Source organism: Zoogloea sp. (genome assembly GCF_023150065.1).
Lineage (GTDB): Bacteria > Pseudomonadota > Gammaproteobacteria > Burkholderiales > Rhodocyclaceae > Zoogloea.
Genome location: NZ_JAKLLN010000014.1, coordinates 46,073 through 67,422 on the forward strand (window position 1 = coordinate 46,073; position 21,350 = coordinate 67,422).

The following is a 21,350-nucleotide window of genomic DNA, read 5'->3' on the forward strand; positions in this document are numbered from 1 at the left end:
TTGCGCATTTGTACCCCGTTCCGGCCGCGTCAGAACCCCGGCCGGAACGGGGTCACACTGCCCCTTACCTGCCCCTGAGCCAACCTTTACCCACTCCGACTAAGCACCCTCCGCGGCGCTGGCACGACCGTTCAAGACGGAAGGTTGCGGGCCGATAAGGCAGCATCGCCAGATCCGCCATCCTCGCCCCGCCGCCCATGCCGCCCCCACACGAGCACGACACCTCCGTCGCCCCACCTTCCCGGCTGTCCGGACGGCGGTGCCGCGTGCTCCTGCTGCTTACATCGGCCAGCCTGGCGCTGAGCCTCGCCGGGGTGCTGGCCTTTGTGTCGCGGAACAGCGATCTGCCGCCCTACACGCTGCTCACGGGGGCCGGCCTGGGCCTGGCGCTGCTCATCTGCATCTGCGAGATCCTGCGCCTTCGGCGCATCACCCGGGCCCACGCCCTGGCCATGGAAGGCACCAATGACGGCATGTGGGAATGGGACCCCCTCAGCAAGGAGCTGCGGGTCGGGCGCCGCCTGCTGAGCATCCTGGGTTACGCCGACAATTTTCTGGTGGACACCCACCGCTGGCTGAAGCTGGTTCATCCCGATGACCGCGCCGGCTACAACGAAGCAGTATCGAGCCACCTGAAGGGCGAGACGCCCCACTTCTACCATGAGTACCGGGTCCGCGCGGCCGATGGCGCCTACCGCTGGCTGGCCGCCCGGGGCGTGGCCCAGCGGGACGGGCGCGGCGTGGGCCGCCTGATGGCCGGCTCCATCACCGACATCACCGAGCGCCGCGCCGACGAGGCCCGCATCCGCTACCTCGCCCACCACGACGCCCTCACCGGCCTGCCCAACCGGACCCAGCTGATGGACCAGGTGCCGCGCCTGATCGCCCGGGCCACCGGGCGGGGCACCATGCTGGGCGTGCTTTTCGTGGACCTGGATCGCTTCAAGACCATCAACGACGCCATGGGCCACTCGGTGGGCGACATCCTGCTGAAAGGTGTGGCACGCCGGATCGCGGAGGCCCTGCGCCCCCTCGACCAGGTCTATCGCCAGGGCGGCGACGAGTTCATCGCCGTGCTGCCGGAAATTGCCGGGGCCGGCGACGCGGGCCATGTCGCCGAGCGCATCCTCGAGGCCATCACCCGCCCGATGCGCGAGGCCGGGCTGGAGTTGCATACCACCGCCACCATCGGCATCGCCCTCTTCCCCGGTGACGGGGGCGACACCGAAACCCTGCTGCGCAATGCCGACACCGCCATGTACGCCGCCAAGGCCCGGGGCGGGGCAAGCTGCCACTTCTTCTCGGAGCAGATGAACGAGCGCCTGCAGCGCCGGGTCTCCCTGGAGGCGGCCCTGCGCAACGCCATTGCCACCGGCGAACTGGAGCTGCACTACCAGCCCCAGGTCAATGTCAGCGACGGCCGCGTGGTGGGGGCGGAAGCCCTGCTGCGCTGGCACCACGACGGGCGCTTCATTCCCCCCGACCACTTCATCCCGGTGGCCGAGGAGACCGGCATGATCCACGCCATCGGCAACTGGGTGCTGGACACCGCCATCGCCCAGGCCGCCCGCTGGCACGCGGAATGCGCCTCGCCGCCGCGCATCGCCATCAACCTGTCACCGCGCCAGTTCTGGCACAGCGGCCTGGCGCGGGGCATCCTCCAGCGCCTGAACGCCCACCAGCTCCCCCCCGACAGCATCGAGCTGGAGGTCACCGAGTCGGTGCTGATCCAGCCCGAGGGGCCGGCCATCGGCGAGCTGCGGACCCTGCGTCAACATGGGCTGCACCTGGCCCTGGACGACTTCGGTACCGGCTACTCGTCCCTGTCCTACCTGCGCAACCTGCCGGTAAACCGCCTGAAGATCGACAAGTCTTTCATCTTCCCCCTCGCCGGCAGCCACAGCGAAAACCCCGAAGACGCCGCAGCCATCGTCCGCGCCATCATCGCCATGGCCCACAGCCTGTCCCTCTCGGTGGTGGCCGAAGGGGTCGAGACCGCCGGGCACCTGCATGCCCTGCAGCGCATGGGCTGCAACCTCTACCAGGGCTACCTGCTGAGCCCGGCCCTGCCCGCCGGGCAGTTCGCCGAGACCTTCCTGCGGCCCGCCTGACACCGCACGGCATGTCCCGATACGGGTGAAATGCCAGCCTGCCTTTGATCGGAGTCCGCAGTCGGATAAATTCGACCCCACGGGCCTCCAGCCGCCCGTGACGCGGTACGCTCCCCGCCGGAACCCACTCACCTGCCCTTCGCACTGCCACCATGTTCCAACCCGACCCCGTCTTCACCGGGCTTCAGCCCGCCGCCGTGTGGCAGCACTTTGCCACCCTGTGCCGTATCCCCCGCCCCTCCAAGGCCGAAGGCCGGGTGCGGGACGCCTTACAAACCTGGGCCCATGGCCGCGGACTGGCCACGCAAGTAGACGCCGCAGGCAACCTGATCATCCGCAAACCCGCCCGCCCCGGCCACGAACACGCGCCCGGCGTGGTGCTGCAGGGCCACCTCGACATGGTGTGCCAGGCCAACAGCGGCACCGCCCACGACTTCACCCGCGACCCGATCCACCCGACCCTGCGCGAGGGCTGGCTGGTGGCCGACGACACCACCCTGGGGGCCGACAACGGCATCGGCGTGGCCCTGATCCTCGCCGCCCTGGACGACGACACCCTGCCCCATGGCCCCCTCGAGGCGCTGCTCACCGTCGACGAGGAGGCCGGCATGGGCGGCGCCCAGGGGCTGCAGCCCGGCACCCTCGAAGGGCGGCTGATGCTCAATCTGGATACCGAAGACTGGGGCGAGTTCTATCTCGGCTGTGCCGGCGGCGTGGACGTGAACGTGAGCCGCCCCGGTACGCCGACGCCGCTGCCCGCAGGCTGGGAGAGCTGGACGCTGACCCTCGCCGGCCTGCGCGGCGGGCATTCGGGGGTGGATATCCACGAAGAACGGGGCAATGCCATCAAACTCTTGGTACGGGTTCTGCGCACGCTGGAGCGCGCCCTGCCCCTGCGCCTCGCCAGCCTGGCCGGTGGCACGGCGCGCAATGCCCTGCCCCGCGAAGCCCGCGCCACCGTGGCCCTGCCGGCAGGTCAGCGCAGCGCCCTGGAGGCCGCCCTGGCCGCCGCCCAGGCCGAACTGCGTGAGGCCCTGCGCGGCGTGGACGAGGGCCTGAACCTGAGCCTTGCCACCGCCACCGCCAGCGAACTGATGAGCAGCGCCGACCAGGCCCTGTGGCTGGCCTCCCTGCATGCCGCGCCCCACGGCGTGCGCCGACGCAGCCTGAGCGTGCCGGGCGTGGTGGAAACCTCCAACAACCTCGGCGTGGTGGATCTCGGCCCGCAGGCAGGCAGCTGCAACTTCATGGTCCGCTCCCTGCTCGACAGCGGCAGCGCTGCCCTGGCCGACGAGATCGTCAGCCTGTTCGCCCTGTCCGGCACCGCGGCCGAGCTGTCCGGCCACTACCCGGGCTGGGCCCCCAACCCGGACTCGCCGCTGCTGGCCCGCTGCCAGCGGGTGTTCGCCCGGGACTTCGGCCAGGCCTCCTGCGTCAAGGTGATCCACGCCGGCCTGGAGTGCGGCATCCTCGGCGCCAGCCATCCGGGCATGGACATCGTCTCCTTCGGCCCCACCATCCGCGGCGCCCACGCCCCGGGGGAGCGGGTGGAGATTGCCTCGGTGGACAAGGCCTGGCGGCTCCTCCGCGCCATCCTCGCCGACATCACCAGGGGCTGAGCCCCGATCGATCTGCGCCGCGGCCCGACTCGACCCCGCCCACCATGCACCGCCCTGCCCACCTCCTCGCCCTGCTGATCGCCCTTGCCGGCACCAGCGCGGGTGACGCCCTCGCCACCCGGGGCAGCCGCTATGTCACCTCCGGCCAGTGCGCCGGCCTGCCGGGCGTGCAGCTCAAGATGGCGAAGGGCTTTTGCATCGGACTCGCCGCCAGCGGGCTGGGCCTGCCGCGGGGCGTGCTGCCCCTGGCCGATGGCCGCGTGCTGGTCACCGACCTGGGCCGCTGGGATGCCAAAGCCGGAAGGCTGCTGATGCTCAGCCCCAGGCCAGGCGGCTTCGAGGTGCGCCCGCTGCTCAAGGGGCTGGACCGACCCCACGGTCTGCAGACCGGGCCGGACGGAAAGATCTACCTGGCCGAAGCCGGCCGCATCCTGCGGGTGGACCTCGAACGCACGCCGCCCACCACCCCGGTGATCACCGGGCTGCCCGCGGAGGGCCGGCACCCGCTCAAGCAGTTCGTGTTCGGGCCCGACGGGGCCCTCTACATCAGCGTGGGTGCCAGCAGCGACCACTGTGAGGACGCCCCCGCCCCCCGCGGCATGCGCTGCCCCGAAGCCGAGCGCGACACCCCCGCCGCGGCCATCTGGCGCTACGCGCAGGTGGACGGCCGCTGGGTGGGCAAGCCCTTTGCCCGCGGCCTGCGCAACGCCATGGCCCTGGCCTTCGCCCCCGACGGCAACCTGTGGCAGGCCGAGAACAGCCGCGACACCCTGCCCGGCGGCGGCGATGCCGAGACCCTGCCCCACGACGAACTCAACCGGATTCGCCCGGGCGCCCACTACGGCTGGCCCTACTGCACCGACATGGGCCGCTTCGACCCGGCCTTCGCGCCGGGCGACTGCAGCCGCTATACAAAACCCGAGCGCCTGCTGCCCGCCCATTCGGCGCCCCTGGGCATGGCCTTCTACACTCACGCCGACGCGCCGGCGGCCTGGCGCGGCAGCCTGGTGATCGGCCTGCATGGCTACCGCCGCGAGGGCCACCGCATCATCGCCTGGCCCTTCGACACCACCGGCCGACCCGCGCAGAAGTTCAAGGTGCTGGTGGACGGCTGGCAGGCCAGCGCCCACCATCCCCTCGGCGCCCCCACCGACATCAAGGCCGACCCCCGCGGCCGCCTGTGGGTCACGGAAGACCGCAACGGCACCCTGCTGGTAATCAGCCCGTTGTAAGGCGACTTGTAGGGGCGACTTCAGTCGCCCAGCGCACGCTAAATCACCGGCATGCCCTTGATCGAAGTCCGCGGGCGACTGAAGTCGCCCCCACAGGGCAGCGGGGGGCTCTCCGACCTCAGAGCATCATCACCACCGACTTCGACTCGGTATACAGATCCAGCACCGCCCGGCCCATCTCGCGGCCGATGCCCGACTGCTTGTAGCCGCCGAAGGGCATGGCGTTGTCGAGGATGTTGTGGCAGTTCACCCACACGGTGCCGGCCTTGATCTTGGGGATCAGGCGATGCACCCGCGACAGGTCATTGGACCAGATGCTGGCAGCCAGGCCGTAGGGGGTGTCGTTGGCGCGCCGGGCCACTTCGTCAAGATCGGCGTAGGGCATGGCCACCACCACGGGCCCGAAGATCTCCTCCCGCACCACGCGCATGTCGTCGCGGGTATCCACCAGCACCGTCGGCCTGACGAAATAGCCCATGTTGCCATCGACCGTGCCACCCACCGCCGCCCGCGCGCCCTCGCCCAGGCCGCTGTCGATATAGCCGAGCACGCGCTGCTGCTGCACCGCCGACACCAGCGGGCCGATCTGGGTGCCGGGGTCGATGCCCGGACCGATCTTCATGCCGGCGGCAATGCCCGACAGCTGCTCCACCACCTCATCAAAGCGGCTGCGATGCACGTAGAGGCGCGAGCCCGCGGTGCACACCTGGCCCTGGTTGAAGAAGATCGCCTGGGCCGCGCCGGCCGCCGCCACCGCCGGGTCGGCATCGTCGAGCACGATCACCGGGCTCTTGCCGCCCAGTTCCAGGGACACCCGGGTCATGTTGTCGAGGGCGGCCTTGCCCACCAGCTTGCCGATCTCCGTCGAGCCGGTGAAGGCCACCTTCTCGATACCCTTGTGGGCGGCCAGCGCCGCACCGGCCGTGTGGCCCAGGCCGGTGACCACGTTGAGCACACCCGGCGGGTAGCCGGCTTCCTGCACCAGCTCGGCAAAGCGCAGGGCCGTCAGCGGGGTTTCCTCGGCAGGCTTGAGCACCATGGTGCAGCCCGAGGCCAGGGCCGGGCCCACCTTCCAGGCGGCCATCAGCAGCGGGAAGTTCCACGGGATGATCGCCCCCACCACGCCCACCGGCTCGCGCCGGGTAAAGCCGAAGAACTCCCGCTCGCGCACCAGGGGCACCGACAGCTCCATGGTGGAACCCTCGATCTTGGTGGCCCAGCCGGCCATGTAGCGCAGGAAGTCGATGGACAGGGCCACGTCCACATGGCGCGCCATGGTCACCGGCTTGCCGTTGTCGATGGCCTCCAGCTCGGCCATCTCCTGGGCATTGGCCTCGAGCAGGTCGGCGAGGCGCAGCAGCAGGCGCTCCCGGTCCACCGGGCGCATCCGCGACCACTCGCCCGCCTCGAAGGCGTGGCGGGCGGCGCTCACGGCCCGGTCGATGTCGGCCGCGTCACCGGCCGGCACGCGGCAGAACACCTCGCCGCTGGCCGGGTCGATGACCGGCAGGGTTTCACCGCTCACCGCCTCCACCCGCTGGCCCCCGATCATCATGCGCTGGGGGCCGTCCAGGAAGGCCGCGGTGCCCGCGCCCAGTTCAATGCCGTGCAGTTTCTTCATCTGTGTCTCCTCTTCGTCGGTCTTATGGTGGGGTAAAACAAGATCGGATCAGGTATCGCCCGGCGTGCCGCGCAGGATGCCGGCGCGGGAGCCGGCGGTGGCGCGGGCCACCTCGGCGGCCCCCTCGCCCAGATCCAGCTGGCGCGCCAGGCGGCGCATCAGTTCGCCCTCGAGTTTTTCCAGGCCGTCGGCATAGGCCACCTCCCAGAGCATGGTGAGGATCTCCTGACGCTCGCCCGGGCCGAAGCCGACCCGCACCGCCTCGGCAAACTCCCAGTCGTCGAGAGCCTCGGCGTAGCGCACCTCGGCAAGCGCCACCAGCTCCTCGACGCGCTCGGGGGGCAGGTGGAAGCGCGCCATCAGCAGGCGCTTCACGGCCAGGTGCTCGGCCTCGGAGGCCACCCGGTCCACGTACATCGTTTCCAGCAGCAGGGCCGCCACGGCGATCAGGCGCCGTTCGAAGGGGCCGCGCTCGGCCGCCTCCGCCTGCACTTCGCCGCGGAGCAGGCCGATCAGTCTTTCCAGCATGGGTGTGTCCTCGATGTCATTGGGTGGCAGCTTCACGCAGCACGCCGTTCTGGGCCAGCAGCACCAGGGCCTTGCCGCCCTCGGCAACGGCAGTCACGGCGGCCAGGTTCTGACGGTCTTCACGGATGCGCGTGACGAGCCGCCCGTCCTTCGACGTGACCACCGCCCCGCCCGTCCCCACCAGCACCAGCTCGCCGTCCGGCGCCTCGACGCCGCCGGTCAGGGCCTGGCTGGTGCCGGTGTCCAGGGCTTTCCAGTGCCTGCCGCCGTCGCTGCTCTCCAGCACCCGCCCGCTCATGCCGAGGAGCAGCAGGCGGCCGTCACGCCGCTGCAGGCCGGACCACAGGGAACCGCTCACCCCCGTGTCGAGACGCGTCCAGTGCCCGCCCCCATCCTGCGAGCTGAAGGCGGCCCCGCTCTCGCCGGCGGCAAACAGGGCCCCGTCGGCGGCGGCAAAAATGTGGTTGAGGTGCAGGTCGGCATCGCGCCCCTGCCCCACGGCCATCGGCGCCCAGGTCTTGCCGCCGTCGGTGGTGCGCAGGGCCGTGCCATAGGCGCCGACCACGTAGCCGTGTTCGGCGTCACTGAAATGCACCCCCAGCAGCACCGGCCGGCCTTCGGCCTCGTGCTGGATCTGCCAGGTGTCACCGCCATCGGTGGTGGCCAGGATGACGCCCCCGTGGCCCACCGCCCAGCCCGTGCGGGCGTCGGCAAAGCTCACCGCGGTGAGCAGGCCGCTGACCGGCACGCTGCGGGCCTGGGTCCAGCTCTGGCCGCCATCCAGCGAGCGCACCACGGTGCCGAAATCGCCCACCGCCACCAGACCGGGGCCGGCAGCGGCCACCGCCACCAGACCGGCCCGGGTGGCCAGGCGGGCCTGCATGGCCGGGGCCTCGCCGGCCGGCGCGGTGCCGCCACCGGCCGTCGCCATCACCACGCCGGCGGCCAGGGTGGCCACCAGGGCGAGGCTTGCTGTCACTTTGAGTTTCATGGACGGGGTCTCCATCAGTGCATCATCAGCGGCGCGCGCACGGGGCCGCGCCGGGGGATCAGGACGTCGATCATCACCGCCAGGGCGGGCAGCAGGGTAATGGCCATGATCATGTTCACCATGAACATGAAGGTCAGCAGCATGCCCATGTCGGCCTGGAACTTGAGGGCCGAGAAGGACCAGGTGGCCACACCGATGGACAGGGTCACGGCGGTGAACACGGTGGCCACGCCCACCTCGCGCAGGGCCTGCTTGAAGGCGGTGACGATGTCCTCGCCGTGGGACAGGTGCATCTGCAGGCGGTTGTAGATGTAGAAGGCGTAATCCACGCCGATGCCCACCGCCAGCACCATCACCGGCAGGGTTGCCACGGTGAGGCCGATGTCCAGGGACTTCATGAACCAGTAGCCCAGGAAGGTGGCCAGGGTGAGGGGCACGCAGCAGGCGATCATGGCGCGCCAGTCGCGATACACCAGGAACACCAGCACCAGGATGGTGGCGTACACATAGAGCATCATCGGCAGCTCGGAGTGCTCCACCACCTCGTTGGTGGCGGCCTGCACGCCGGCGTTGCCGCTGGCCAGGCGCACCGTGACGCCGGGGAAGGGGTTGCCGTCGCGATACACCTTCACCGCCTCCACCACCTGCTTGATGGTGCTGGCCTTGTGGTCGGCCAGGTAGAGGTTGACCGGCAGCAGGGTGCACTCGGCGTTGTAGAGGCGCAGGCCTTCGGGCACCTGGCGCACGGCCTCGCCGAGGGTCAGCTCCTCCTGGGGCAGCGACGCCCATTTGGGGTTGCCTTCATTGACGCCGGAGGCCGCCAGCTTGGTGAGGGTCGGCAGCGACTGGGCGGAGAGCACGCCGGGTACGTTGGTGAGATACCAGGTGAGGCGATCCACGTAGGCCATCACCTCATGCTTGTAGCAGCCGTCCTTGGGCGTCTCCACCACCACGGTGAGCATGTCCAGGCCCAAGCCGAAACGGCTGACCACGGCCTCCACGTCCTGGTTGTAGCGGGAGTCGTTGTGCAGCTCGGGGGCGCCCGGCAGCACGTGGCCCACGTGGCGGCCCTGGCTCTGCCACACCGCCACCCCCAGCAGCGCCAGGCCGACCAGGGTGCCCAGCAGGGCGTTGCGGGGGTTGGCGATGTGCACGCCCAGGCTGGCCATCATGCGGTTGCGCATGGCCTCCATCTTGCCGGCGCGGGCCACAAAGGCAGCGTCGAAGCTGAAGAAGCTGGCCAGCACCGGCAGCATGATCAGGTTGGTGACGATCTTGTAGGCCACGCCCACCGAGGCGGTGATGGCCAGCTCGCGGATCATCGGGATGGGCACCAGCACCAGGGTGGCAAAACCCACGAAGGCGGTGATCAGGGCCAGGGTGCCGGGCACCAGCAGGCCGGTGAAGCTGCGCGTGGCGGCGGTGAAGCCGTCGGCGCCGTTGATGACCTCCTTGGCGATGTAGTTCACCTGCTGGATGCCGTGGGACACGCCGATGGCAAACACCAGGAAAGGCACCAGCACGGCCAGGGGGTCGAGCCCGAAACCCAGCAGGGTGATGGTGCCGAACTGCCACACCACCGACACCAGGGAGCTGGCCAGGGGCAGGAAGGTGAGCACCCAGGAGCGGGTGTACCAGTACACCGCCGCGGCGGTCAGCAGGAAGGCCAGGGCGAAGAACTCGACGACGCTGGTCGCGCCTTCGGAGATGTCGCCCATCTGCTTGGCAAAGCCGATGATGCGCACCTGGGTGTCGGCGTCGGAGAACTTGTCGCGCAGCTCGGCCTCCAGGCGCTGGCTGAACTCGAAGTAGTCCAGGCGCTTGCCGGTGGCGGGGTCGGGGTCGGCCAGCTCGGCCACCACCATCGCGCCGGAGCCGTCATTGGCCACCAGGCTGCCGACGAAGCCGCCGATGATGGTGCGCTCGCGGATGCCGGCGATGTTGTCGGGGGTGAGGGATTTCACCGTCACGTCGCCGCCGATCACGTCCTCGGCCTTCATCCCCTCCTCGGTGATCTGCACCGCCCGGGTGTTGGGCGTCCACAGGGAGGTGACGGTGCGCCGGTCCACCCCGGGCATGAAGAACAGGGCCTGGGTGACGTCGTACAGTTTGGTGAGGGCCTTCTCGTTCCAGATGTCGCCCTTCTTCGCCTCCACCACCACGATGATGCGGTTGGCACCGAAGAGGACATCCCGGTACTGGTTGAAGGTCTGGATGTATTCGTGGTCCTGCGGCAGCTGCTTGTCGAAGCCGGCCGACATCCTGAGCTGTGCGGCAAACACCCCCATGAGGGCGGTGAAAGCCAGCAGCACGCCCAGGGTCAGCAGCCGGTGCCCGAAGAAGAAGCGCTGCAGGCCGATGACCAGTTTCTCGATCATGTTGGGGATTCCTGTCTGTGCCGGGGGGCCGGGCGCATGCTGCTGCCGGCGCCCCCGGGGCTGCGGGTCAGAACGCGTAGGAGATGCTGGCGGCCAGGAAGTCCCGGTCGCGCATCAGGTTGTTGTCGCCGCCACCGGAGAAGTTGGCGTACTGCAGGGCGCCTTTCCAGCGGTCGCGGTAGTTGGCGAAGACCGACAGGGTCACCGCCTTGCGGCCTTCCACGAAGGGCAGCGCATTGGGCGCGGTGCCCTTCACGTCGTGGGCAAAGTCGATCTGCGGCGTGAGGGTGATGCCGCTGCCGGCCACGTTGGGGTAGTTGATGCCGATCTCGGCGACATAACCCCAGGAAGTGCGGTTGGGGATGCCGTAGTTGGGCAGGAAGTAGGGAATGCTGCCGCTGCGGTCCAGATCCGGGTAATGGGCCACGGCGGCCTCGGCGAGGATGAAGCCGTCGGTGGCACCAAGGGCGGTGGCCAGCCCACCGAGGGGGTCGTTGCGGGAGAAGGTGTAGAAGGCGGTGGTATGGAACTGCCACTTCTTGTGCTCGACAAAGCCGGGGTGGCGGCCCACGTCATAGACGCTGTTCTTGTCGAACTTGCCGCCGAAGACCGAGCCGAAGGGCACCGTCGGGTCCACCCCCACGCTGTCCCGCGGGCGGAAGGACAGTTCCATGCCCACGGCCACATCGCCCACCTTGGTGTTGCCGGAGACGGCGAACAGGTCGCGGTCCTGACCGTAGGCCAGGAAGTAGCCGGTGACCGCCCCCGTGTCGCTGCCGGTGAAGCCCAGGAAGGGCAGCTTGTCGTGGTAGCGCTGGTAGGTGAAGGCGAACTCGGTATCGATGGATTCGGCGTTGTAGCGGAAGTTGACCCCGTACTGCCCGCCCTGCTTGGGCTTGGCCTGGCCCAGGTAGGGCAGCGCCGTGCCGTTGAGGACCATCTGCCGGTCGGTCAGGCCGGAGCGGTCGCCGCAGGGCGTCGGCAGGGCAAAGTCGTTGCAGATGGAGGTGGGGTAATAGGCCACCCGGTTGCCCTGGCCGATCACGTCGGCCCCCGAGAAGAAGGTGCCCACCGGGTCGAACTTGAAGCTGTTCCAGGCGAACTGGTAGTAGGCCTCCATGCCCAGGTTCTCGGTGAGGCTGCCCGACCACGAAGCCATCGGCGCGGGGATGAACACTTCCTTGATCTGGGTGCCCGGCACGTGGAACTTCTGCAGGTCGATGGCGTTGATCTGGTTCACCCCGCCGAGGATGAAGATGTCCTCACCCCAGGAAATCACCTGGTTGCCCAGCTTGAGCTTGCCGCGCTGCTCGCCGTAGCGGATCTCCTTGGCCACCCAGGCGTCCAGCAGGTTGGCCCGGGAGGTGGCCGACGACTCGGTGACGTCGGTGCGGCGGGTCTGGTCGGCCTTGAAGTCATGCAGCCAGTAAACCCGCGCCAGGGCGCTCCAGCCCTCCGGCGCCTTCAGGGCCAGGTCGTGGGTGCCCTTGAGGGCCATGGATACGATGTCGCCCTTCTTGTAGTTGAGGGTGCCGTCGTCGAAGTTGGTGTAGTTGAAATCGGCGTTGGCGTAGCCATTGCTGCCCTGGCGCGCCTGCAGCTGGTTGTTGGCGCCCCGGTTGGTGCCGCCGCTGTCGTTGCCGATGATGCGGGAGTCGGGGGACGACATGCGCCGGATGGCACCGAAGGACACGATCGAATCAAAGCTGCCCGAGAGGCCCTCCTCGCTGCCGAAGCGGAAGGCCTGGGAGGGGTCGGACCAGGCCGACAGGGCCACCGCCACGGCCAGGGTGGCCGGAGCCAGGCCGAAGCCGGCCCGGCGACGGGAAATCGCCATTGTCTTCATGATGGAAAACTCCTGGGTGAGGATCGTTGGCTGGGGGCGGGGATCAGCGCTCGCCGCGGCGGCGCAGTTCGTCCTGGCTGAAGGTGCCGGCATTGACGCGGCCTTCCTTGCCGGCGGTGAGATCCAGCACCTCGCCCTCGGCGGTCCAGTTGTCGGTCACGTAGCGGCGGGCCACCAGGTCGTACATCTGGTACTCGTAGGAGATGCACGCCCCCACGTCCGGCGCGGCCCACAGGCTGCCTTCCTGCACGCGCCACAGGTTGCCCTTGGCGTCATACATGTCCACGTGCAGCAGGGCCCAGGAATCCTCGTCGATGTAGAACACGCGCTTGGCAAAGCTGTGACGCTTGTCGCCCTTCACCGCAGCCTCCACCACCCACACCCGGTGGTTCTCGTAGCGCATGAAGTCACGCTTCACGTACTCGGGTCCGAGCATGTCCTTGAACTTGTTCTTCTTGTCGATCAGCCGGTAGCTGTTGTACGGGACCAGCATCTCCTTCTTGCCGACCAGCTTCAGGTCGTAGCGGTCGGGGGCGCCGGTGAACATGTTGATCTGGTCGACGAAGTACAGGTTGTCGAAGCCGGCAATCGGGTTGTCATAGGCAAAGGTGGGGGAGCGGCGCACCCGGCGCTGGCCCGGAAAGTAGATCCAGGCGTCCTGGGGCTTGTCCAGGTAGGCGTGGATCAGGTAGCCCTCGCCGGCCCGGGACGGGGGGCTGAGCACGTCGAACAGCAGCTTGGAGTCGATGCCCTCCAGATCCTTCAGGGTGCTGGTCTTGGGGTCATTGAAGGGGTAGAGCTCGAAGGCCCACTGGCGCAGCTCGACGATGCTGCCGTCCTTCTCGGGCATCAGGGCGGCGATCTGGGCGCGGCGGCCCTGGCCGGTGTAGCGGGTCTTGTAGTTCCACAGCACCTCGACACCGGTCTTGGGAATCGGGAAAGGCACGCCGGCGGTGTGGGCCTGCTCCAGACGCCAGCCGTCATCGCCGATCTTGGCGAAGGTGGCGTTCTTTCTGGTGCGCTCGGCCACCAGGTCGGGGGCCGGGCAGCTGCGGCGGGTCGGATAAACGTCGAGCTTGTAGCCCTTGTAGGCCTTGATCAGCGCGGCCTGGCCGGGGGGCAGCCGGTCGGCGTATTTGTCCAGGTTGCTGGCGTCCACCGAGTAGAGCGGCTTGTCGGCGGCGTAGGGGTCGAGGCGGCCGGGTTTCCAGCCCGCCGGCACCTTGCTGAGGCCGCCGTCCCAGGCGGGGATGCTGCCGTCCTTGCTGGCGGCCTTTTCGGCGCCGACGGGGGTGAGATCCTTGCCGAGGCGGGCGGCGTCCTGCTCGCTCACCGCGGCCTGGGCCGACATCGAGAAGGCCAGGGCCAGGGCACAGCCCAGGGCCTGGGGCCGGAAGAAGAAGTTCGCGTTTCTTTTCATGATGTGACTCCCTGTCAAAGTATTGAATCGGTGGCTAGCGGATGGCGATGCCCTGCTCCGCCAGCCGGCTCACCACCGTCGCCCGGGCGGCCGCCACGTCGTCCAGCGGGGCGCCGCGCAGGGCGGTCACCTCGCTTTCGGTGTACGGGGCAAAGTCGGCCGGCAGGGTAGGCGCCGAGAAGCTGCGCAGCATCCAGTTGAGGAGGCGGGCAATGTCGGCGTTGGAGAGTGCAGCGTTGGAAGTGCCGGGCACCTTCACCAGAAAGGCCCGCCCCTCGGGCACCTTCAGAAAATGGCCGAGCTGCGAGCGCATGTCGGGCACCCCGCCCGAATGCACCCCGCTGCCATCGGCCTGGTGGCAGCCGGTGCAGTGCAGGATGTACTGGCGGCGTGCCGCCAGATCGGCGTCGGCCAGGGCGTTGCCCGACAGCAGCAGCGCAGCGGCCAGCAGGGCCAGGCGGGCGCGTATCGGGGCCGGCCTCATGATCCGCTCCCCTTGCGCCCTGCCCCGTCACGCAGCTTGCGCACGTCATTGGGCCCCAGGCGCTCGGCCCGCGCCTCGGCCAGATCGGCCGCGGTGTAGGGCTGATGCCCCTCGGGCAGTGCACCAGCGTTGAAGCCGTCGAGCACATGGTTGAGGACGGCCGCCAGGGCCTCGTCGGGCAGCTGGGCGGCAAAGGGCGGCATGGCCCCGGTGTAGCGCTGCCCCTGGACGGTGATGGGGCCGACCATGCCGTGGGTGACGACCCGCGGCAGGTAGCCCCGGCCCGCCACCTGCAGGCGTTCGCCGAGGGTGCCGGCCAGCGGGGGCGCCAGGCCGGGCAGGCCGACCCCGCCCGGCTGGTGGCACACCGCACAGTGGGCGGCAAACACCGCGGCACCGTCGGCAGCCACCGCCGGGAGGGCGGCAGCGCTCAGGAAGAAGGCGAGCAGGCTGCGCATGACCGCCTCAGCCCTGCCCGTCCGCCACGCCGACGACGGCGGCCAGCGTGCAATGGAACATGGACGAGTCGTTCGACATGCACCAGTTGATGTCGTTATGCACGCCCATCCGGTAGGCCGGCCGTTCCCGCTCGTTGGTGTTGCACAGGCAACGTCCGCAGGCGGTCTTGCCGCAGCAGTCGTTGTAGCTGATGAGGTAGTCCTTGCCGTCGTCCGGGTTGCGGCAGGTGCCGATCCACGCCACCTTGGAGGCCTCGGTGCCCGGCGGGCAGGTGTTGGCGCTGCCGCCGCAGCACGAGCACAGGTAGCCGTCCTGGGCACAGTAGCGCCAGTATTCGCAGTCGGCCTCGCCGGGCTTGGCGTTGGCGGCCTTGCGGGCGGCGCCGGCGGCGGCCTGGGCAGTGCGGTCGAAGGGCAGCACCGGCAGCACGAAGGCGGTGCCCACCATCAGTTTTCCGATGCGGATCAGGGCGCCGCGCCGGGAGCTCTGCTGAGCCACCTTGCGGGTCTTCCGCTCGAATAGATCATCCAGCCATTTCATGTTTTCTCTCCTTGGGTTGGGGCGCTCAGGCGTGTTGGTGGTCGATGAACTCCTGCACCGAGGCCACGCCCATCTCCTTGGCGGTGAACAGGCTTTCCAGTTGCTCGCGGGAGTTCACCAGGCCCTTGGCCACCACCCGGCCGTGCTCGTTGAGCAGCACGGCGTAGGGCAGCTTGGCGACGCGGTAGGCGATGCCCGGCTCGCTGGACAGGACGTAGGGGAATTCCTTCAGATCGGCTTTCTCGTAGAAGGCCAGGTGCTCGGGCTGCTCGCCGTCGGAGGTGAGGATGACCCGCAGCCAGTCCTTCTCGGTGTTGTTCACCGAGCGCAGGATGGGCAGCAGCTTCTTGCACACCGGGCAGGTGGGCGACAGGAAGAACAGCAGGGTGCTCTTGTCACCGGGGCGGCCGATGGTGACGCGGGTGTTGCCCACCAGGGCCGGCAGGTCGAAGACCGGCGAGGCCTCGCCGACCTTGGGGCCGGTGTCCATCATCAGGGCGCCCATGGGGGCGACGCGTTCGTAGAGCACGCCGATCTGGCGGGCCAGGGCAAAGAGACCCACGAGGGCGGCCAAGACCGCGACCCACAGCAGGACGTTCGAAATCATCAGGGCTTCGTTCATGATCAGTTCCTCAGTTGAATCAGTCGGGGGTGGTTGGCCATCAGCTGGTTGGCGGCGGCGTAGATGCCCAGCAGGGCGAGGGTGCCGCCGGCCACGGAGAGGTAGTCGATCCACAGCAGGTCGCGCCCGCTGCCGTCCTGCCCGCCCAGTACGGCGACGATCAGGAGCAGGGTGTTGCGCGCCGGCAGGGCCCAGGTGAGGGTCGTGTGGCCCTCTGCCCCGCCGCAGCCACAGTCGATCTCGGTGTGGCCGCGCAGCAGGTTGGCGATGACGCCGGCGGTGGCCACACCCAGCACGGCCAGGGCCATCAGCAGGCCGGCGGTGCGGGTGGTGTCGAACAGCAGGGCGACACCGGCCAGGGCTTCCAGCACCGGAAAGGCCCGGGCGAACAGGGGCACGAGGGCCTCGGGCAGCAGGCGGTAGATGTCCACCGAGGCCTCGAACACCGCCAGGTCGCGCAGCTTCTGCCAGGCGCCGGTGAGCAGCACCACGGCCAGGGCCGCGCCACAGGCCCGTGCCAGCACGGGGTCAAGGGCAAGGGTGTCCATCAGTGCAGCTCCATCTGGGTGGGCGTCTCGCCAACGCCTTCCATGCGCTTGCTCAAAGTCAGCTTGCGGCTGGCGTCGAACACGGCGATGGCGGCCTTGACCCCGTCGTAGGCAAACAGCCGCGGGCGCTCGCCCTGGCTGACGGCCAGCGCGATGGCGTCGTTGCCGGGCGTGCGGGCAATGCGCTTCTTGCTCGCCAGATCGACGGTCCAGATCTCCTTGGCCGGCGTCTTGTGGCTGCCTTCCTTGCCCTTGTCGTGCATGCCGACATAGAGGCGGCCGCTGGCGTTGTGCTGGGCGAACACCTGATAGCCGCCCGGGCGCCAGCCCTGCTTGCGGTCGGCGGCGCCGAGCACGGACCACGGGGCGTCGTAGCTGGCCACCTCGCCCCCCACGTGGGCGGTGTGGATCTCGCCGTGGAAGGACACGAAGCGGTAGGTGTCGCCGTCCTGCTCGCTGTGGATGAAGATCGGGTCCTTGTCCGGATCGAAGAAGCGGGCGCTACGCTTCTGGGTGCGCACCTGGCCAGCATCGTCGAGGCTGACCGTCAGCAGGGTGCCGTCGCCGCACACGGTGGAGAAGCGCCCGCCCACGCTGGCCGCCGGCAGGATGGCCCAGCAGCCGGGGGTGGCCACCTCATTCACCGCTTTGCGGGTCTTCAGGTCGATGATGCCGACCGAGGTGGCCGGGGTGGCGTACTGCACGAAAAGCCAGCGCCCGTCGGCGGAGGGGCGGATGGTGCCCTTGTAGTGGAGGGACTGGGCGTGACGCGGCGGGATCTCGATCTCACCGGTGAGGGCCAGGGTCTGGGCGTCGTGCACATCCACCACGTCGGTACGCACGCCATGGCTGAGGCGCGAGTAGTAGGTGGTGGCGACGAAGATCTCCTTGCGGTCCGCCGACAGGGCGGCCTGCCCGGCCAGGCCGGTGGCGATGACGCCCTCGTAGCGCAGCTTCTCGCCATCGATGACGTGCAGGCGTCCATCCACGATGTGCCCGATGGCCACATCGTGCAGGTAGATCCGGTAGGGGTTGGGGGGCGGCAGCTTGCCGGTGGTGATCGATTCCGTGGGCAGCTCCGCCATGGCGCCGGCACTGGCGCCCAGTGCCAGGGCTGTGCTCAGCAGGCTTCCCGCAAAGGCTTTTCGCAGCACGTTTTCCTCCTTGTTGCCGCGGTGCCCGGTACGGTCTTTCTCTCTGCCGGGGCACCTGTTCGTCTGTCCCCCGGTGTGCTTCCGATACCGGGGTCTGCCTCAGGCCGGAAGGGCTTTCCGGTCTGCGGTCGAACAGATCTTGAGCGCGACAGGCGACCGGGCGTTATCCGAGATCGGCAATGCCAAACTGGTGCAAGTGCCTGTCCAAAAAGGGGATTTTTGTGTGCAGCGCACCATTTTCGGGCGCCTGACGGAAAGTCATGCAAGTCCCTTGCGCAAACCGGGGAATTGGTATTACTTTGGATATAAAGCGCCGGGCTACAGGCGCATGAACACACACAGAGAACACACACCATGACCTTTTCAGCCCGGCAGGACGGCCCGATCGAGAGCGAGCATTTCTCCTTCGCCGCCGCCTCGAGCGACGATGCCCACGACCACGCACGCAGCCTGCAGCACTGGAAGCAGGACTACGAACAGCTCTCCCCCGGGCGCTTCAGCGGGCACATCGAAGAGGTGTGGTTCGGCAACATCCAGATCTTCCGGGAGCGCACCAACCAGATCGTCCACGAGGCCGGATTTCCCTGGGAAGGCTCGCGTACCTTCGGAATTCCGCTGGAAGCGGAAGGTGAGGGCTGGTACTGCGGCGAGGTCTTCGACCGCAACTCGATGCTGACGCTGAAGGGCGGAGACAACCTGGATTTCCGCACCCCGCGGCTGCTCGACATCATTGCCGTGACCGCCGACACCGCCACCTTCAACGACTACTCCCGGCGCATCGAGGGCCGCGACATCGAAGCCGAAATCGGCAAGCAGCGGATCATCCAGGGCTCACCGGCGAAAGCCGGCGAGCTGCGTTCCTTCCTTCTGACGGTGCTCAACACGGTAAAAAGCACGCCGCACGTTCTTGAACACGCGGCGATGCGCAAGGCACTGGAACAGGCGGTGTACGGAAGCCTGATAGCCGCAATCGGCAACGGCAACGATGCGGTGCGCCCCCAGCACACCAGCCAGGCCCGCCGCCAGATCGTCGATCGGGCCCGCGAATACATGCGCACCCACATCGACGAACCCATCACGGTGGCCGATCTGTGCGCCGAACTGGACGTTTCCCGGCGCACCCTGCAGTACAGCTTCCAGGATGTGCTCGAACTCAACCCGGTGAGCTTCCTGCGCGCCATGCGCCTCAACGGCGTGCGCCGGGCCCTGCGCAAGGCCGACGGGGTACATGAATCGGTGGCCGACGTGGCTGCCCGCTGGGGCTTCTGGCACCTGTCCCACTTCGCCGCCGACTACAAGGCCATGTTCGGCGAGCTGCCCTCCGAGACCCTGCGCAACGGCAACCTGCGGCGCCTCGCGCCCCCCACCGGCAGCTGATTCCCCCCGCCCCCGCTCAAAAAGCACACAGCCCTCCGAAGAGGGCTGTGTGCTTTTTACTTCACCCGCGTCCAGCGGCGCTCAGAAGCGGCCCAGCTTGCGGTACAGGGTATTGCGGCTGATGCCCAGGCGCCGCGCGGCCGACGAGATGTTGCCGTTTTCGGCTTCCAGGGTGCGCTGGATCATGTCGCGCTCGATTTCCTCCAGCCGCCCCATGCCGGCGGCGGCGACACTGCGGGCAGGCGCTGCAGCATCGGCCGACAGGGGCGCACGACCCGCCGGCTGCAGGGTACAGGGCTGGGCGATCTCGCCGATCTCCTCGAAGATGTCGTCCGGCAGGTGCCAGGTTTCGATGGACTCCTCGTCGTCATCGAGCAGCGCGATGGCCACCTTGATGACGTTGTTGAGCTGACGGATGTTGCCCGGCCAGCGGTAGCTGAGGAAGGCCTCCATGACCTTGTGGGACACCTGCACCTTGCGGTCCGGGCCGGCCTCCTCACGGAGCAGCTTGTCGATCAGGCTGTCGATGTCGCTGCGCTCGCGCAGGGACGGCAGGTTGATGCACAGGCCGTTGAGGCGGTAGTACAGATCCTCCCGGAACCCGCCGCGGGCCACCTCCTCCTTGAGCCGCCGGTGGGTGGCGCAGACCAGGGTGATATCCACCGGAATGCTCTTGTTGGTGCCCAAGGGGGTCACGCAGCGCTCCTGCAGCACCCGCAGCAGGCGGGCCTGCAGGGACAGGGGCATGTCGCCGATTTCATCCAGGAACAGGGTGCCACCATGGGCCTGCTGGATCTTGCCCACGGCGCCCTCCTTGCGCGCGCCGGTGAAGGCGCCGCCGGAGTAGCCGAACAGCTCGGACTCGATCAGGGTTTCCGGGATGGCCGCACAGTTGAGGGCCACGAAGGGGCCGCTGGCCCGCGGGCCGCTGTTGTGGAAGGCCTTGGCGAACATTTCCTTGCCGGCACCGGATTCGCCCTGGATGAGGATGGGGATGTCACGACCGAGGATGCGGGTGCCCTTGTCGATGGCCGCCTGCAGGCGCTCGTCGCCGGTGGACAGGGATTGCAGGGTCAGGCGCGGCTTGGCGCCAACGGACGCAGCAGCCGGCACCACGGGCTCCTGGCGCCCGCGACTGGCCATGCGCTCGCCCTTCGCATCCACCAGCACCGGCGCATTGGCCGACAGGGAGCCGAAATTGCCACGCAGGCGGGCATAGAAGCGCTCGCCGTTACGACCCGAAATGGCAATCAGCGACGAGGGATCACGCCGCGCCCGGTCGATCAGGGTGCCCAGGGGCACGTCGAAAAGCATGTTGTAGTGGCGCCGGGGCAGATCCTCGCGGCGCATGCCGAGCAGTTCCAGCGCCGCCTGATCGGCCCCCAGCAGGTCGCCGTCGGGGCTGATTGCCAGCAGGGCCTCGCACAGGCTGCCCACGTGATCGGGGCGGGAGTGGAAGCTCAGCAGGCCCTGGTGGGCAAACTCGGATTCAAAGAGACGTTTTTCGATGATTCGTGAGGACATCTTGACCAGGCCGAGGGAGTGACGCTGAAAGGCGCGGTAGTCACTGGAGATGTCCAGAACTCCCATCAGGCGGCCCTGGGCATCCTGGATGGGTGAAGCGCTGCAGGTGAGGAAGGCGTTGCCTTCGAAGAAATGCTCCGATCCGAACACATTGACGGCGCCCCGTTCGGCCAGGGCCGTACCGATGGCATTGGTGCCCCGTTCAAATTCGTGCCAGCTGGCGCCAGGATGCAGGGCCACCTGTTCGGCCCGGCTCAGAAAGTCGGCGTCGCCGTAGCTCTGCAGCACCATGCCGCGGGCGTCGGCCAGGATCACCATGCTGTGGGAGTTGCGGATCTGCTCGAAGAGATGTTCGAGCACCGGTTGGGCGTGGGAAATCAGGGTGCGGTTGCGCTCCCGTGCTTCGGCGACTCCGCGCACGTTGGGCTCGCCAACCTCGACCCGGGCCGGGTCCAGCCCGGCCTGGCGGCACCGCTCCCAGGAACGCAGCACGTTCTGGTCGAGCAGGGCCTCCGGGAGTTCGCCCCGGCCAAAGTACAGCGAGCGCGCTTCCTGGAGGCTCACGGCACGAGCCTCGACGCTGAAAGGAACCTGCATCATCTCCTCCTCCGCTGATGCGGATTGTCACCGGCCCGGAGGCCGATTTTATCGGTGTGTTCCAAAATGTAGCAGGTGGGTCACATTTCAACAATGCGACTGCTCCACTACGACTCCTTTACAGCAAGTGTCGGGCCAGCTTATTGCACCATAAGAAAAACTGAAAAAGGGCGGCCCCATCAATGCCCTTCATCGCCCCCCTGCCCGACCCTCCGAATTGGCACGCCCCTTGCTGAATGGACAAGCACACGGTGGCCTGCCAACCCGCGGCCCACTCGATGAATTCCAATCATGACCAA

The 21,350-nt window shown here is 68.4% G+C and carries 17 protein-coding genes; 4 read left to right on the forward strand and 13 right to left on the reverse strand.

What is annotated here, in order from left to right:
- Positions 1-266 precede the first annotated feature (266 nt).
- The 3 genes from L6Q67_RS15575 to L6Q67_RS15585 all read left to right on the forward strand — a co-directional run bounded on the left by L6Q67_RS15575 (position 267) and on the right by L6Q67_RS15585 (position 4,962).
- Entirely contained in the window at positions 267-2,111 is a 1,845-nt protein-coding gene (locus L6Q67_RS15575) for a bifunctional diguanylate cyclase/phosphodiesterase (RefSeq protein ID WP_296571215.1), read from the forward strand.
- A gap of 152 nt (positions 2,112-2,263) precedes the next feature.
- Entirely contained in the window at positions 2,264-3,730 is a 1,467-nt protein-coding gene (locus L6Q67_RS15580; RefSeq protein ID WP_296571218.1) for an aminoacyl-histidine dipeptidase, read from the forward strand.
- Between the two features lie 44 nt (positions 3,731-3,774).
- On the forward strand, positions 3,775-4,962 hold the full coding sequence (locus L6Q67_RS15585) for a PQQ-dependent sugar dehydrogenase (RefSeq protein WP_296571221.1): 1,188 nt from the start codon (positions 3,775-3,777) through the stop codon (positions 4,960-4,962).
- A gap of 118 nt (positions 4,963-5,080) precedes the next feature.
- On the opposite strand, the gene L6Q67_RS15590 is transcribed toward L6Q67_RS15585, so the two are convergent.
- From L6Q67_RS15590 to L6Q67_RS15645, 12 genes are all read right to left on the reverse strand, one after another.
- The gene (locus tag L6Q67_RS15590; RefSeq protein ID WP_296571223.1) at positions 5,081-6,583 is read right to left on the reverse strand and encodes an aldehyde dehydrogenase family protein; all 1,503 of its coding nucleotides are present in this window, start codon (positions 6,581-6,583) and stop codon (positions 5,081-5,083) included.
- 48 nt (positions 6,584-6,631) lie between these two features.
- A complete protein-coding gene (locus L6Q67_RS15595; RefSeq protein ID WP_296571225.1) occupies positions 6,632-7,111 on the reverse strand; it encodes a TerB family tellurite resistance protein in 480 nt (159 codons plus the stop codon).
- Between the two features lie 16 nt (positions 7,112-7,127).
- Positions 7,128-8,102 carry a YCF48-related protein gene (locus L6Q67_RS15600; protein ID WP_296571228.1) on the reverse strand — a complete coding sequence of 325 codons (975 nt, stop codon included), beginning with the start codon at positions 8,100-8,102 and terminating at the stop codon, positions 7,128-7,130.
- 14 nt (positions 8,103-8,116) lie between these two features.
- Positions 8,117-10,480, reverse strand: a complete 2,364-nt coding sequence (locus L6Q67_RS15605) for an efflux RND transporter permease subunit (RefSeq protein WP_296571231.1) — start codon at positions 10,478-10,480, stop codon at positions 8,117-8,119.
- A gap of 67 nt (positions 10,481-10,547) precedes the next feature.
- Positions 10,548-12,326 carry a DUF1302 domain-containing protein gene (locus L6Q67_RS15610; RefSeq protein ID WP_296571233.1) on the reverse strand — a complete coding sequence of 593 codons (1,779 nt, stop codon included), beginning with the start codon at positions 12,324-12,326 and terminating at the stop codon, positions 10,548-10,550.
- A 43-nt stretch (positions 12,327-12,369) separates the two neighbouring features.
- A complete protein-coding gene (locus L6Q67_RS15615; protein WP_296571235.1) occupies positions 12,370-13,746 on the reverse strand; it encodes a DUF1329 domain-containing protein in 1,377 nt (458 codons plus the stop codon).
- Positions 13,747-13,780: 34 nt separating this feature from the next.
- Positions 13,781-14,230: a hypothetical protein gene (locus tag L6Q67_RS15620; protein ID WP_296571242.1), complete on the reverse strand. Its 450-nt coding sequence runs from the start codon at positions 14,228-14,230 to the stop codon at positions 13,781-13,783.
- Entirely contained in the window at positions 14,227-14,688 is a 462-nt protein-coding gene (locus L6Q67_RS15625; RefSeq protein ID WP_296571244.1) for a cytochrome c, read from the reverse strand. The genes L6Q67_RS15620 and L6Q67_RS15625 overlap by 4 nt, the downstream gene beginning before the upstream one ends.
- A 7-nt stretch (positions 14,689-14,695) precedes the next feature.
- Positions 14,696-15,229, reverse strand: a complete 534-nt coding sequence (locus L6Q67_RS15630) for a methylamine dehydrogenase light chain (RefSeq protein WP_296571247.1) — start codon at positions 15,227-15,229, stop codon at positions 14,696-14,698.
- A gap of 25 nt (positions 15,230-15,254) precedes the next feature.
- A complete protein-coding gene (mauD, locus tag L6Q67_RS15635) occupies positions 15,255-15,851 on the reverse strand; it encodes a methylamine dehydrogenase accessory protein MauD (RefSeq protein WP_296410762.1) in 597 nt (198 codons plus the stop codon).
- A gap of 2 nt (positions 15,852-15,853) precedes the next feature.
- Complete coding sequence (locus L6Q67_RS15640; RefSeq protein WP_296571250.1) at positions 15,854-16,399, reverse strand: MauE/DoxX family redox-associated membrane protein; 546 nt, start codon at positions 16,397-16,399, stop codon at positions 15,854-15,856.
- On the reverse strand, positions 16,399-17,553 hold the full coding sequence (locus L6Q67_RS15645) for an amine dehydrogenase large subunit (protein ID WP_296571252.1): 1,155 nt from the start codon (positions 17,551-17,553) through the stop codon (positions 16,399-16,401). Before L6Q67_RS15645 ends, L6Q67_RS15640 begins: the two co-directional genes overlap by 1 nt.
- Before the next feature lie 354 nt (positions 17,554-17,907).
- Between L6Q67_RS15645 and L6Q67_RS15650 the strand changes: the two genes are divergently transcribed.
- Positions 17,908-18,930 carry a helix-turn-helix domain-containing protein gene (locus L6Q67_RS15650; RefSeq protein ID WP_296571255.1) on the forward strand — a complete coding sequence of 341 codons (1,023 nt, stop codon included), beginning with the start codon at positions 17,908-17,910 and terminating at the stop codon, positions 18,928-18,930.
- An 81-nt stretch (positions 18,931-19,011) separates the two neighbouring features.
- Here L6Q67_RS15650 and L6Q67_RS15655 read toward each other — a convergent pair whose 3' ends face one another.
- Positions 19,012-21,054, reverse strand: coding sequence for a sigma-54-dependent Fis family transcriptional regulator (locus tag L6Q67_RS15655; RefSeq protein ID WP_296571258.1), 2,043 nt, complete (start codon positions 21,052-21,054; stop codon positions 19,012-19,014).
- Positions 21,055-21,350: the final 296 nt, after the last annotated feature.